This window comes from Bradyrhizobium sp. CCBAU 51753, from assembly GCF_015291565.1.
Classification (GTDB): Bacteria; Pseudomonadota; Alphaproteobacteria; order Rhizobiales; family Xanthobacteraceae; genus Bradyrhizobium; species Bradyrhizobium ivorense.
This window is the reverse complement of sequence record NZ_CP030037.1, coordinates 5,280,373-5,294,202: the sequence shown is the minus strand read 5'-3', so window position 1 is coordinate 5,294,202 and position 13,830 is coordinate 5,280,373. Positions and strand designations below refer to the sequence as shown.

The following is a 13,830-nucleotide window of genomic DNA, read 5'->3' as shown; positions in this document are numbered from 1 at the left end:
GGAGTCGATAATGCAGGGTCAGTTCCAGATCGCGCAAGCAGCCACTGGCGCGGGAAATTCCAGCAATTCAGGTCCGGTACGAATTTACAAATTGACGAAGCCGCTCACCGATCAGGCCGTTGTCGTCAATCTCGGATACGACCAGAAGGTGAAGGTCGATTTTACGTCGATCGCCAACGAAAAGATCACGCTGGTTCATGTCGGCGAAAAGCTGATCATTCTGTTCGACAACCAGTCGACCGTCACGGTCGAGCCGTTCTTCGACTCCCGCGCAGATTCGCAAGGCCAGTCGCAAGGCGGTAGCCCACGGGCCAACATCACGGTTGAGATGGCGCCCGGTCGCGACATCTCGGTGCAGGAATTCGCGAGCCTGTTTCCGATCGGCACCGACACCTCCGTGTTGCCGGCCGCCGACGCTGGCGGCACCTCGAACGCCAACGCGCAGGCGAGCGGTGCGAACTTCAGTCCGTTCGTGGTGGATCCGCTCGGCCCCGTGCCCACCAATCAACTGGCTCCCCAGGAAGAGCTACCCGGCTTCACTCCGATATTTCCAACCGGCCCTGCACCTTCACAAAACGTCGCTCCGCTTCCCACCATTTCCGCCGGTGTCGTGCCGCAAATGGTTGTGGACGAGAGCTTTCTGACAGCTGCTACCAACGGCGGCGTTGCCGGCTCGGGACTGGGCCCCGCAGGGGCGACGGTGTCGTCGGTGCTGGTGCCGTTCGCGATCAACGCGCCCGGCGGCCAGCAGTCGCTGACCTTTGCGCTGTCCGTCAGCGCACCGAACGCCGATTCCGGCTTGATCGATTCGGCCACCGGTCAGCACGTCCTGCTGTCGGTCAACGCCGGCGGTGTCGTTGAAGGTCGTACCGCCGTCGGCGGCGATCTGGTGTTCACGGTCTCGGTCGATGCTTCGGGCCGCGTGACGCTGACCGATCTGCGCGCCGTGCACGAAGGCACCCCGGGTGATTTCAACGAAGGAATTTCGCTGCCGTCCGGCCTGATCACGCTGACGGGCACGGTCACCGATAGCAGCAACCAGACGGCAAGTGCGAGCACCGATGTCGGGTCGCATCTGACCTTCCTGGACGATGGTCCGAGCGCGACGGTCACGGCGACGGCGGCGGCGGATGCGCTGGTGGTCGATGAGACCAACCTGGCGATCAACGCGTCGGCGAACTTTGCCGACAATTTCACGGTGGTCAGCAACTTCGGCGCCGACGGTGCGGGCACGACCACGTCGGCCTTTGTGCTCGGTATCAAGAGTGCAGGGGTGGACTCCGGGCTGATCGACGTTGCGACCGGCCAGCACGTCTTCCTGTTCATGGACGGCGCTGATGTCGTGGGCCGGGTCGGCGCCGGCGGTGCTTCCGACCCTGCCGGCACGATCGACTTCCGGGTGAGCGTGAGCGCGGCCGGCGTGGTGACGCTGGATCAGGTGCGCGCGCTGCAGCACCCCGACGCGACCAATCCGGACGACGTGGTGACGCTGTCGTCGGCCGACTTGATCACGCTGACGCGGACCGACACGATCACCGACCACGACCTGGATTCGGCCTCGAGTTCGGCCAGCATCAACATTGCGACGGCGCTGTCGTTCCACGACGACGGTCCGAGCATTACGGTAACGGCGACGGCGCCGGCGGATGCACTGGTGGTCGACGAGACCAACCTGGCGATCAACGCGTCGGCGAACTTTGCCGACAATTTTTCGGTGACGAGCAACTTCGGCGCCGACGGTGCGGGCACGATCAATTCGGCCTTTGCGCTGGGCATCAAGAACGCAGGGGTTGACTCCGGGCTGATCGACGTTGCGACCGGCCAGCACGTCTTCCTGTTCATGGATGGCGCTGATGTGGTGGGCCGGGTCGGCGCCGGCGGCGCCGCCGATCCTGCGGGAACGATCGACTTCCGGGTCAGCGTGAGCGCGGCCGGCGTGGTGACGCTGGACCAGGTGCGCGCGCTGCAGCACCCGGACGCGACCAATCCGGACGACGTGGTGACGCTGTCGTCGGCTGACCTGATCACGCTGACGCGGACCGACACGATCACGGACCACGATCTGGATACGGCCTCGAGCTCGGCCAGCATCAACATCGCGACGGCCCTGTCGTTCCATGACGACGGACCGGTCAACAACACGGTGACGCTCGCACCGCAGACGGTGTTCGAGGACGGGCTGACGCTTGCGAACTCGAACGGCCATTCGGTGGGCAACCCGGAGGCGGGTCATACCGCTGTGACGGCGACCTACACGGCGGCCCAGATTCTCTCGCTGGTGACCATCGGCGCGGACCAGCCGGGCACGGTGAAGCTCTCGGGTGCGGCGATCGACGGCACGGCGACCGGCATCTTCTCGCAGGGCGCGTCGGTGACTTGGCACGTGGTGAGTGCGACCGAGATCGACGGCGTGGTCGGTGCGCGCGTGGTGTTCACACTGGTCGATGACGGGCTGGGCAACTTCACCTTCACGCTGAAGGACCAGGTCGATCATCTGCCGGTCAACGCGGCGAGCGACGACAACGACCAGAGCGTGACGATCGACATCGCCAAGGCGTTCGTCGTGACGGACGCGGACAACGACCCCGTGCAGCTGGACAACGGCGCCGTGGTTGCGATCGAGAACGACGTTCCGGTCAACAACGCGAACAAGCTGGAAACCCGGGAGGTATTCGAGGACGGCCTGACGCTGGCGAACTCCAACAACCAGTCGGTGGGCAACCCTGAGGCCGGTCACACTGCTGTGACCACGACCTATACGGCTGCCCAGATTCTGTCGCTGGTCAATATCGGCGCGGACGAGCCCGGCACGGTGAAGCTGGCCGGTGCGGCTGGTATCGAGGGCACGGCGACGGGCATCTTCTCGAAGGGTGCCTCGGTGACGTGGCATGTGGTGAGCGCCACCGAGATCGACGGCGTGGCCGGCGGGCGCGTGGTGTTCACCCTGGTCGATGACGGCGCGGGCAACTTCACCTTCTCGCTGAAGGATCAGGTCGATCACCTGCCGGTCAACGCGGCGAGCAGCGACAATGATGCCAGCGTGACCATCGACATCGCCAAGGCATTCGTGGTGACGGATTTCGACGGTGACTTCGTGCAGCTCGACAACGGCGCCGTGGTTGCGATCGAGAACGATGTTCCGGTCAACAACGCGACGACGCTGCAGCAGCAGACAGTGTTTGAGGACGGGCTCACGCTTGCGAACTCGAACGGCCAGTCGGTTGGCAACCCGGAGGCGGGTCATACCGCTGTTACGGCGACCTATACGGCCGCGCAGATCCTGTCGCTGGTCAACATCGGTGCGGACGAGCCTGGCACGGTGGCGCTTGCAGGTGCAGCGCAGGCGATCGAGGGCACGGCGACGGGCATCTTCTCGCAGGGCACGTCCGTGACCTGGCATGTGGTGAGCGCGACCGAGATCGACGGCGTCGCCGGCGGCCGTATTGTGTTCACGCTGGTTGATGACGGTGCGGGTAACTTCACCTTCTCGCTGAAGGACCAGGTCGATCACCTGCCGGTCAATGCGGCCAGCGACGACAACGACCAGAGCGTGACCATCGACATCGCCAAAGCGTTCGTGGTGACCGACGCGGACGGCGACTTCGTGCAGCTCGACAACGGCGCCGTGGTTGCGATCGAGAACGACGTTCCGATCAACAACACGACGACGCTGGCGCAGCAGGTCGTCTACGAGGACGGGCTGACGCTGGCGAACTCGAACAACCAGTCGGTCGGCAATCCCGAAGCTGGCCATACCGCGGTCACCGCGACCTACACGACGGCGCAGATCCTGTCGCTGGTGAACATCGGTGCGGACGAACCTGGCACGGTGAAGCTCGGTCTTGCACCGGGCGTCGACGGCACGGCGACGGGCATCTTCTCGCAGGGCACGTCGGTGACCTGGCATGTGGTGAGCGCGACCGAGATCGACGGCGTCGCCGGCGGCCGTGTTGTGTTCACCCTGGTTGATGACGGTGCGGGTAACTTCACCTTCTCGCTGAAGGACCAGGTTGACCATCTGCCGGTTAACGCTGCCAGCGACGACAACGACCAGAGCGTGACGCTGGATATCGCCAAGGCGTTCGTGGTGACCGATGCCGACGGCGACTTCGTGCAGCTCGACAACGGCGCGGTGGTCGCGATCGAGAACGACGTTCCGGTCAACAACACGACGGCGCTGACGCAGCAGGTCGTCTACGAGGACGGGCTGACGCTGGCGAACTCGAACGGCCAGTCGGTGGGCAATCCGGAGGCGGGTCATACCGCTGTGACGGCGACCTACACGACGGCGCAGATCCTGTCGCTGGTCAACATCGGCGCGGACGAACCCGGCACGGTGAAGCTCTCCGGCGCGGCGATCGACGGCACGGCGACGGGCATCTTCTCGCAGGGCGCGTCGGTGACCTGGCACGTGGTGAGTGCGACCGAGATCGACGGCGTGGTCGGCGCGCGTGTGGTGTTCACGCTGGTCGATGACGGTCTGGGCAACTTCACCTTCTCGCTGAAGGACCAGGTCGACCATCTGCCGGTGAACGCGGCGAGCGACGACAATGACCAGAGCGTGACCATCGACATCGCCAAGGCGTTCGTGGTGACCGATGCGGACGGCGACTTCGTGCAGCTCGACGATGGCGCGGTGGTTGCGATCGAGAACGACGTCCCGGAGAACAACAGGGCGACGCTCGGGCAACAGGTGGTGTACGAGGACGGGCTGACGCTCGCGAATTCGAACGGCCAGTCGGTGGGTAACCCGGAGGCGGGCCACACCGCTATCACGGCGACCTATACCGCAGCGCAGATCCTGTCGCTGGTGAACATCGGCGCGGACGAGCCGGGCACGGTGAAGCTCGGTCTTGCGCCCGGCGTCGAAGGGACGGCGACGGGCATTTTCTCGCAGGGCGCGTCGGTGACCTGGCATGTGGTGAGCGCGACCGAGATCGACGGCGTGGTCGGCGCTCGCGTGGTGTTCGCGCTGGTCGACGATGGTGCCGGCAACTTCACCTTCTCGCTGAAGGATCAGGTCGACCATCTGCCGGTGAACGCGGCGAGCGACGACAATGACCAGAGCGTGACGCTCGACATTGCCAAGGCGTTCGTGGTGACGGATGCGGACGGCGACTTCGTGCAGCTCGACAATGGCGCGGTGGTTGCGATCGAGAACGACGTTCCGATCAACAACACGACGGCGCTGACGCAGCAGGTCGTCTACGAGGACGGGCTGACGCTGGCGAACTCGAACAACCAGTCGGTGGGCAACCCTGAGGCGGGCCATACCGCCGTGACCGTGACCTACACGGCGGCGCAGATCCTGTCGCTGGTGAACATCGGTGCGGACGAACCGGGCACGGTGAAGCTGGGTCTCGCGGCGGGCGTTGACGGCACGGCGACCGGCATCTTCTCGAAGGGTGCCTCGGTGACCTGGCACGTGGTGAGCGGGACCGAGATCGACGGCGTGGTCGGCGCTCGCGTGGTGTTCACCCTGGTGGACGACGGCGCCGGCAACTTCACCTTCTCGCTGAAGGATCAGGTCGATCACCTGCCGGTCAATGCGGCGAGCGATGACAATGACCAGAGCGTGACCATCGACATCGCCAAGGCGTTCGTGGTGACGGATGCGGACGGCGACTTCGTGCAGCTCGACAACGGCGCGGTGGTTGCGATCGAGAATGACGTTCCGGTCAACAACACGACGGCGCTGACGCAGCAGGTGGTGTACGAGGACGGGCTGACGCTGGCGAACTCGAACAACCAGTCGGTGGGGAACCCCGAAGCTGGCCATACCGCTGTTACGGCGACCTACACGACGGCGCAGATCCTGTCGCTGGTCAACATCGGCGCGGACGAGCCGGGCACCGTGAAGCTTGGTCTTGCGGCCGGCGTCGACGGCACGGCGACCGGCATCTTCTCCAAGGGTGCCTCGGTGACTTGGCACGTGGTGAGCGCGACTGAGATCGACGGCGTGGTCGGCGCTCGCGTGGTGTTCACTCTGGTCGACGACGGTGCGGGCAACTTCACGTTCTCGCTGAAGGACCAGGTCGATCACCTGCCGGTCAATGCGGCGAGCGATGACAATGACCAGAGCGTGACGCTCGATATCGCCAAGGCGTTCGTGGTGACCGATGCCGACGGCGACTTCGTGCAGCTCGACAATGGTGCCGTAGTTGCAATCGAGAACGACGTCCCGATCAACAACACGGCGGCGCTGCAGCAGCAGGTCGTCTACGAGGACGGGCTGACGCTCGCGAACTCGAACAACCAGTCGGTCGGCAACCCGGAGGCGGGCCATACCGCCGTGACGGCGACCTACACGACGGCGCAGATCCTGTCGCTGGTCAACATCGGCGCGGACGAGCCGGGCACGGTGAAGCTTGGTCTTGCGGCCGGCGTCGACGGCACGGCCACGGGCATCTTCTCGAAGGGTGCGTCGGTGACCTGGCACGTGGTGAGTGCGACCGAGATCGACGGCGTGGTCGGCGCCCGCGTGGTGTTCACCCTGGTCGACGACGGCGCGGGCAACTTCACCTTCTCGCTGAAGGACCAGGTCGACCATCTGCCGGTGAACGCGGCGAGCGACGACAATGACCAGAGCGTGACGCTCGACATTGCCAAGGCGTTCGTGGTGACGGATGCGGACGGCGACTTCGTGCAGCTCGACAACGGCGCCGTGGTTGCGATCGAGAACGATGTTCCGGTCAACAACACGACGGCGCTGACGCAACAGGTGGTGTACGAGGACGGGCTGACGCTCGCGAACTCGAACAACCAGTCGGTTGGTAACCCGGAGGCGGGCCATACCGCTGTTACGGCGACCTATACCGCAGCGCAGATCCTGTCGCTGGTGAGCATCGGCGCGGACGAGCCGGGCACGGTGAAGCTCGGTCTTGCGGCCGGCGTTGACGGCACGGCGACCGGCATCTTCTCCAAGGGTGCCTCGGTGACCTGGCACGTTGTGAGCGCGACCGAGATCGACGGCGTGGTCGGCGCCCGCGTGGTGTTTACGCTGGTGGACGACGGCGCCGGCAACTTCACCTTCTCGCTGAAGGACCAGGTTGACCATCTGCCGGTCAACGCGGCCAGCGACGACAACGACCAGAGCGTGACGCTGGATATCGCCAAGGCGTTCGTGGTGACCGATGCCGACGGCGACTTCGTGCAGCTCGACAACGGCGCGGTGGTCGCGATCGAGAACGACGTTCCGGTCAACAACACGACGGCGCTGACGCAGCAGGTCGTCTACGAGGACGGGCTGACGCTGGCGAACTCGAACGGCCAGTCGGTGGGCAATCCGGAGGCGGGTCATACCGCTGTGACGGCGACCTACACGACGGCGCAGATCCTGTCGCTGGTCAACATCGGCGCGGACGAACCCGGCACGGTGAAGCTCTCCGGCGCGGCGATCGACGGCACGGCGACGGGCATCTTCTCGCAGGGCGCGTCGGTGACCTGGCACGTGGTGAGTGCGACCGAGATCGACGGCGTGGTCGGCGCTCGTGTGGTGTTTACCCTGGTGGACGACGGCGCGGGCAACTTCACCTTCTCGCTGAAGGACCAGGTCGACCATCTGCCGGTCAACGCTGCGAGCGACGACAACGACCAGAGCGTGACCATCGACATCGCCAAAGCGTTTGTGGTGACGGACGCGGACGGCGACTTCGTGCAGCTCGACAACGGCGCGGTGGTTGCGATCGAGAACGACGTTCCGGTCAACAACACGACGGCGCTGACGCAGCAGGTCGTCTACGAGGACGGGCTGACGCTGGCGAACTCGAACAACCAGTCGGTCGGCAACCCTGAGGCGGGTCATACCGCCGTCACGGCGACCTATACGACGGCGCAGATCCTGTCGCTGGTGAACATCGGTGCGGACGATCCGGGCACGGTGAAGCTCTCTGGCGCCGGGATCGACGGCACGGCAACGGGCATCTTCTCGAAGGGCGCGTCGGTGACTTGGCACGTGGTGAGCGGGACCGAGATCGACGGCGTGGTCGGTGCCCGCGTGGTGTTCACGCTGGTCGACGACGGCGCGGGCAACTTCACCTTCTCGCTGAAGGACCAGGTCGACCATCTGCCGGTCAACGCGGCCAGCGACGACAACGACCAGAGCGTGACGCTCGACATCGCCAAGGCGTTCGTGGTGACGGACGCCGACGGCGACTTCGTGCAGCTCGACAATGGTGCCACTGTTGCGATCGAGAACGACGTTCCCGTCAGAAACACGACTGCGCTGACGACGCAGATCGTGTATGAGGACGGGCTGACGCTCGCCAACTCGAACAACCAGTCGGTGGGCAACCCCGAGGCGGGCCATACCGCTGTCACGGCGACCTACACGGCGGCGCAGATCCTGTCGCTGGTGAACATCGGCGCGGACGAGCCCGGCTCGGTGAAGCTCGGTCTTGCACCGGGCGTCGACGGCACGGCGGTTGGCATCTTCTCCAAGGGTGCCTCCGTGACCTGGCACGTGGTGAGTGCGACCGAGATCGACGGCGTGGTCGGTGCGCGCGTGGTGTTCACCCTGGTCGACGACGGCGCGGGTAACTTCACCTTCTCGCTGAAGGACCAGGTCGACCATCTGCCGGTCAATGCGGCGAGCGATGACAACGACCTGAGCGTGGTGGTTGACATTGCCAGGGCGTTCGTAGTGACGGACGCGGACGGCGACTTCGTGCAGCTCAACGGCGGCGCGGTGGTTGCGATCGAGAACGACGTTCCGGTCAACAACACGACAACGCTGGCGCAGCAGGTCGTCTACGAGGACGGCCTGACGCTGGCGAACTCGAACAACCAGTCGGTCGGCAACCCGGAGGCGGGCCATACCGCTGTCACGGCGACCTACACGACGGCGCAGATCCTGTCGCTGGTGAACATCGGTGCGGACGAGCCGGGGACGGTAAAGCTTGGTCTCCCGCCGGGCATTGACGGCACGCCGACGGGCATCTTCTCGAAGGGTGCATCGGTGACCTGGCACGTGGTGAGTGCGACCGAGATCGACGGCGTGGTCGGTGCACGCGTGGTGTTCACCCTGGTGGACGACGGCGCGGGCAACTTCACCTTCTCGCTGAAGGACCAGGTCGATCATCTGCCGGTCAACGCTGCCAGCGACGACAACGACCAGAGCGTGACGCTCGACATCGCCAAGGCGTTCGTGGTGACGGACGCGGACGGCGACTTCGTGCAGCTCGACAATGGTGCCGTGGTCGCGATCGAGAACGACGTTCCGGTCAACAACACGACGACGCTGACGCAGCAGGTGGTGTACGAGGACGGGCTGACGCTGGCGAACTCGAACAACCAGTCGGTGGGGAACCCCGAAGCTGGCCATACGGCTGTCACCGCGACCTATACGACGGCGCAGATCCTGTCGCTGGTCAACATCGGCGCGGACGAGCCCGGCACGGTGAAGCTCGGTCTTGCGGCCGGCGTCGAGGGCACGGCGACGGGCATCTTCTCGCAGGGAACCTCGGTGACCTGGCACGTGGTGAGCGCGACCGAGATCGACGGCGTCGCCGGCGGTCGCGTCGTATTCACGCTCGTCGACAATGGGCTCGGCAGCTTCGTCTTCTCGCTGAAGGACCAGGTCGATCATCTGCCGCTGAACGTGGCAAGTGGCGACAACGACCAGAGCGTGACGCTCGACATCGCCAAGGCGTTCGTAGTGACCGACGCGGACGGTGACTTCGTGCAGCTCGACAACGGCGCCGTGGTTGCGATCGAGAACGACGTTCCGACCAACTACACTCCGAACGCGCAAACCACCACCGACATCGGCGGCAGCGTCATTACCGGTCTGATGAACGCGGTGGGGCATATCGGCGCCGACGAGCCCGGGACCCTGACGATCAACAGCTTCACGGTCGGAGCCACGACCGTGACGACGAACGGGGCGGACTCGACCCTCAACTATCAGGGCCACGACATCCTTCTGTCCGGGTTCAACACCGGCACCCTGACCGGCTTCGTCGACGGCGCCGGCGGGACGGCCGGCGTGCTGGACGCCAGCGACACCGTCGTCTTCACGGCATCGCTCAACGCGGCGACGGACCTCTACACGTTCAGTCTCCTGCATCCGATCGACAACGGATCAGGTGTCTCGTTGACTGACCTCGGCTTTGCGACGGCCGGAAACAAGGCCTTCAACTACATCGACGTCCCCGCATCCACCCAGGATATTCTATTCTCGGGCTTCCATCTCAATGCCGACGGCAACCAGTTTGGCTTGAACGACACATTCGATGCCATCGGCACCGTCAACACCAACAGCACGTCGATCGGCGTCAACAACCAGTCGATGAATGATGGCGATGTGCTCGGAATCGACTTCGTCACCGGCCCGTCGGTATCCGGCAGTGCAAACAACGACTACAACTATACCGCGCACTACGACATCAACGACTTCTCGTTCAGCATCGTGCAAAAGGGAGGCGGCACCGGTACGGACGCGATTGAGGTCTGGCTGCGCGCCTATGATGTGGACAATGATCCCGGCGCGGCAGGAACGACCGCGGATTTCAATAACCTGACGCCGCGGTTCGACGCGACGCCGGCCAATCAGCAAGACCAGATCACCGGAATCACGGTGAACGGCGTCGACCTGAACCTGGCGACCTTGCAGTCTGATGGAAAGGGCGGCTATCTCGTCACCGGCCTCGATCTCAACGATGTCGTCCAGGTTCATACGGACACGGGCTACAGCCGGCTCGAGATCGAGAACGCATCGGCCGCAAGTCCCGACCCGCAGCATCTCAATGGCGACAGCTTCGACATCGGCAAGTTCGCCTACCAGGTCGTCAACTCCGGTTCTCCGTTGAGCCTGTCAATGGGAACCACGCTGACCGACTTCGACGGCGATACGTCGACCGGTTCGATCGGGTTGACGCTCGACCCGGCGGCCTCCGCCAGCACGCTGACGGGAGGTCCCGGTAACGATACGCTGATCGGCGGTGGCGGAAACGACTCGCTTACCGGCGGCAACGGCAACGACATCTTCGTCCTGCAGTCGACCGCTACGGGTAACGGTCACGATCTCATCAACGATTTCGCTGCCGGTGATTCGATCGTGGTTGACGTTGCGAGCCTGAACCTGACCATCAACACGGCTGCGGTGGCGGCGTTCAATCAGGGGTCGACCGGCCCGGCCGACGAGACCCACGACAGCGCGTTCACGGGTGCGAACTTCTTCTTCAACACGTCGACGAACGAGCTGTGGTACTCGGCCGACAACACGGCGGCGCATGCCGTCGATCTCGCCAAGATCAGCACGGGCGTGCCCGCCGCCAACGCGGTCCACGTCATGTAATCGAGTAATCAGCCCAGCAAAAAGCCCTCCGGCGAGGCCATCGCCGGAGGGCTTTTTCATGACCGTTTACATCAGTAGCGGCAGAGAGCCCGGCAGGGCACCACTGCCACTGACGGCGTCGGATCCGGTCCAGTCGGCATCGCTGGCATCGGCGGCCGCCGGGGCCGCCTCAAGCTCGCTGCCGGGAAGCCCGGCGTAGGGTGCTGCAAACAGCTGCACGCCGCGCTGGTCGAGCGCAAACATCGGCGTGAAGGTTGCGGAGTTGGAATCGTCGGCGACGTCCGATTTCCGGCTGTCCAGGATCAGCCAGCGGCCCTCGAAGCGCGCCGCCAGCACGGCATGATCCTGGCGGATGGCGCGGTCGCGGCCCAGCACCAGGCGCAGGTCCTCGCGCGGGAAGCCGGCTTCGCTGAGCGCGACGTATTTTGCGATCGCATAGTCCTCGCAATCGCCCTTGCCGGTTGCGAAGGTGGCGAGCGGGGCGGTCCAGCGGTCGGCCTCGCCGTGCTGGGCGAAGTCGCTCATATAGCGGATCGCCTGGTTGACGGCGCGATTGGCCTCATCCAGCCGATCGCGTCCCGACTTCAGCTTGACCGTGCCGATCAGGCGGAGGAATTGCGCGGCGTGGGACGGGCAAGTGTCGGCGTTGGCCCGGCATTGCGTGAGCACGGCCTGCTCCCTGGCAAGGTCGGACTCAAGATTCCGCCATTTCCGCCAGAGGCCGTTTTCGGGCGCGCGGAAGGTGAACAGGCCGAACGGCTCGGGGCCGGCCGGCGGCAGCGGTTTCGACGCGGGCAGGGCGTCGGTCGCGGTATTGGTTGGCGCGATGGCGGCGGTGCGAATGGCGCCCGGGCCGCGGCCGCGCTGGCGGTCGAGCTTGGCCAGCACGTCATTGATGGTGAAGAAGGTTGCCGGCGGGCGGTTCGCTGCGGCGTCCGCAGCCGGCGCGAGCTCGCCAAGCAAGGAGGTTTCCGCGGCCAATGCCGGAGGTGCCGTGCAAAGGGCAATAGGCAGCGCAGCCATGGCCACGACCGCCAACGAAGCAAATGTCCGCGACTTCATCTGACGTCCCCGATGTCGGGGACCGTCAACGTCTGTGCGTCGATCTGTTATCCCCGGCCTGTTATCGGGGCGTAGACTGCTGCGTTGGCTGCTTAAGCGGGGTTAAGTGCTGCGGGCGGCCGGGGGAATGTCGCAAAGGCGGTCAACTCGACGTTTGCCCGTTCGCTCAAATGCGATCGATCGACAGTCACCATTGGTTAACCAAGCGCGGGCGCCTCAGCGCTCGCGCAGGGCCTCGTCGCGCAGCAGGCGGGCAGGCTTTGCGATGTAGTCCAGCACGGACTTCTCGCCGGTCAGGATTTCGACCGTGGTCACCATTCCCGGGATGATCGGAAGCGGATGCTGCTCGGTGCCGAGATGGTTCTTCTCGGTTCGCACCATGACCCGATAGAAGGTCTCCTGCCGCTCGGTCTTTTCCGCCTTGTCGTCGACGATGGTGTCGGCGCTGATGCGCTCGACCTTGCCCTTCAGCGATCCGTAGACCGATGAATCATAGGCGGTGATCTTCACCACGGCATCCTGGTTGGGGCGAATGAAGGCGATGTCCTGGGGGCGAATGCGGCCTTCGACCAGCAGGGTATCGTCCAGCGGCACGATGTCCATGAGGTTGGCGCCCGGCGCCACGACCGCACCGATGGTGCTGACATTCAACTTGTTGATGATGCCATGGACCGGTGATTTCAGGTCGGTGCGGCGCACCCGGTCCTGGGCAGACTTGATGTTCTCGTCGAGCACGGCGAGATCGCCGCGCGATTTCGCCAGATCTTCGTCGGCCTGCGAGCGGAACGAGGCCGTGATATTGGCGATCTTCGACTGCGCTTCGGCGAGCTGCCCCTTCATCTCGGTTGCCTGCCGATCAAGCCGCAGCATCTCGATCTCGGGGACGACTTTCTGCTCGTAAAGCCTGCGGGTCAGGGTCTGCTCCCGCTCGAGCAGTTTGAGGGTGCCGGTGAGGCGGGTGACCTGCTGATTCAGGACGTCGATGTCCTGCGCGACCTTCTGGGCCCGCATCTTGAACACGCTGGACTCGGTCGCAACGGCGGCCGGAACCATCTTGTCGAGATCATCCGGAAAGGTGATCTCGCTTCGCCCGCGGGCCTCGGCGTCGAGGCGGGCCACCCGCGCCGCCATCGACGCGCGGCGCTCCCGGATCTCACCGAACTCGGAGGCGAATTTCGTGTCGTCGATGCGCATCAGGGACTGCCCCTGCTGCACGATGTCGCCTTCGCGTATCAGGATGTCGCCGACGATGCCGCCTTCGAGCGATTGGACGACCTGCATCTGCCGCGACGGCACCACGCGGCCGCTGCCGCGCTTGACTTCGTCCAGCACGGCGAAATGAGCCCAGACCAGGAACGTCGCGAACAGCGCGCACGAGGTCCACAGCAGCATGCGCGAGGTGCGCGGCGTGCGCAGCAGCGCCGCGGAGCGGATATCATTTGCAAACGCAAAATCGGAAGACGCCATAATAT

At 64.8% G+C, this 13,830-nt stretch carries 3 protein-coding genes; 1 reads left to right on the top strand and 2 read right to left on the bottom strand.

Features of this window, described 5'->3' with window-relative positions:
• Positions 1–91: 91 nt before the first annotated feature.
• Positions 92–11,296, top strand: coding sequence for a DUF5801 repeats-in-toxin domain-containing protein (locus tag XH93_RS24030; protein WP_194469393.1), 11,205 nt, complete (start codon positions 92–94; stop codon positions 11,294–11,296).
• A 66-nt stretch (positions 11,297–11,362) separates the two neighbouring features.
• Here XH93_RS24030 and XH93_RS24025 read toward each other — a convergent pair whose 3' ends face one another.
• Positions 11,363–12,259 (bottom strand): transglutaminase-like cysteine peptidase, encoded by an 897-nt coding sequence (locus XH93_RS24025; RefSeq protein WP_246799285.1) that lies wholly within the window; start codon positions 12,257–12,259, stop codon positions 11,363–11,365.
• A 315-nt stretch (positions 12,260–12,574) separates the two neighbouring features.
• Positions 12,575–13,825 (bottom strand): HlyD family type I secretion periplasmic adaptor subunit, encoded by a 1,251-nt coding sequence (locus tag XH93_RS24020; protein ID WP_139483078.1) that lies wholly within the window; start codon positions 13,823–13,825, stop codon positions 12,575–12,577.
• Positions 13,826–13,830: the final 5 nt, after the last annotated feature.